General features: G+C 71.0%; 1 protein-coding gene. It reads left to right on the forward strand.

The window, feature by feature from the left end; genetic code table 11:
* On the forward strand, window positions 1-1,804 hold a 1,804-nt coding region (locus ACWGIU_RS36870; RefSeq protein ID WP_453712434.1), incomplete at its 5' end, for an RICIN domain-containing protein.
* Window positions 1,805-1,926 lie beyond the last annotated feature (122 nt).

A 1,926-nucleotide genomic window follows, 5' to 3' on the forward strand; every position in this document is an offset into this window, starting at 1 on the left:
GGTCTACGACGGCCTCCAGGCCGCGCCCAAGGGCGACCGGTGCGTGGGTGTCTACCGCACCGACACCGGGCTGTGCACCCACGGCCCCGACGCCCCGCCGAAGGGCGTCGACATCACGAAGGACATCCCGCCCGCCGTCAAGGAGACGGCTCCGGCGGCCGATCCGGCCCGCCCCGCCGCCGATGACCCGGCCAGCAAGGAAGGCGGCGGGCGTCCTCAGGACGCGCCCGCGGCCGACGCGTCGACGGCCGGCAAGGCCTCCGCACCCGAACCCGCGGCCACCGCCGGCAGCCAGAGTGTCGCCGCCGGCCCGGCCGGCCAGACCGTCCAGTGCGACGGCGACGGCAGCACCGGCAACCGCGTGCAGGTCGTCTACGTCCACGGACCGGGCAAGGACCGCTACTCCGAGTACGTCGCCTCGTTCCGCAAGTGGGCGGCGGACGCCGACCTCATCTACTCGGCGAGTGCCCAGGAGACCGGCGGAGTACGTCACATCCGCTATGTGACGGCCGCCGACTGCACCCCCACCGTGCTCAACATCGAGCTCCCGGACTCGGCTCTGGCCGAGTTCAGCGCGACGAACAACGCACTCGCCGGCAAAGGCCTCGACCGTCGCGACCGCAAGTACATGATCTTCGCCGACACCCAGGTCTACTGCGGCATCGGCACCTTCGCGGGCGACGAGCGGCCCGGCCAGGCCAACCAGAGCAACTTCGGTCCCTCCTACGGGCGTACCGACTCCGGCTGCTGGGGCGGGCACACCGCCGCGCACGAACTCGGCCACAACCTGGGAGCGGTCAACAACAGCGCCCCGAACACCAGCCGTGGCGCGCACTGCACGGACGAGTACGACGTCATGTGCTACTCGGACACCCCGTACTACCCGCAGATGCGCAACATCTGCACCAACCAGGCCGCCGAAAACATCCTGGACTGCAACCACGACGACTACTTCCACACCAGTCCCAAGGCCGGAAGCTACCTGGCCACGCACTGGAACATCGCCGACAACCAGTTCCTGATGAAGAACAAGGGCGGCGGCACGGACCCCGGTCCGAACCCCTCCCCGACACCCACCAAGAAGCCCTCGCCGACGCCGACCAAGCAGCCCTCCGGCGGACCGGCCGTGACGGCGGCCCAGATCCAGTCCGACTCCGTCGTCGTGAGCTGGCCGAAGGTCGACGGCGCCTCCTGGTACGCGGTGCAGCTGAACGGCAAGCACCTGACGTGGGTCCAATCCCAGGTGCTCCGCATCTACAACCTGCAGCCCGGCACCGCCTACAAGGTCACCGTCTCGGTCCGCGACAGCGCCGGCCGTGACAGCGGACCCGGCAAGGCCGCGTCCTTCCGTACGACGGGCGCGGGCGGCGGCACGACCACCCCGGGCACCCGCTACGTGCTCGGCAACGGCAGCACCGGCATGGCCGCAGAGGTGTGGGGCGGCCGCACCGCCGACGGCACGGTCCTCGTCGGTGGCCGCACCAACGGCTACGCCCAGCAGCAGTGGTACTTCGACGACGCCGGCAGCGGCCAGGTGCGCATCAAGTCCGTGGCCTCCGGCAAGTGCCTCCAGCCGGGCGGTACCCCGGCCGCGGGCATGTGGGTCTCGCAGCAGCCCTGCGGCAACGACAAGGCGCAGGCCTGGAAGCTGACCACGCGCGGAGGCGCGGTGACCGTGACCGACGCGAGCGGCGGCTTCGCACTGACCGTCAGCAACCGCCCCTACTACGGGTACTGGCTGCTCGACCTCCAGCGTGCGGACGGCCGCGCGACGCAGGCCTGGACCCTGCAGAAGTCCGGCTGATCACTGCCACGGCGCAGCATTTCCTGACGCCCTGACGGCGTGAACCCACCCCCGGGGGGGCGTCGCCAATCCCCGCCCGCCCCCCCGGCACCCCCAAATTTAACGCGCACCCCCCCCCATGG

The sequence above is a fragment of the Streptomyces sp. NPDC054840 genome, assembly GCF_053611065.1.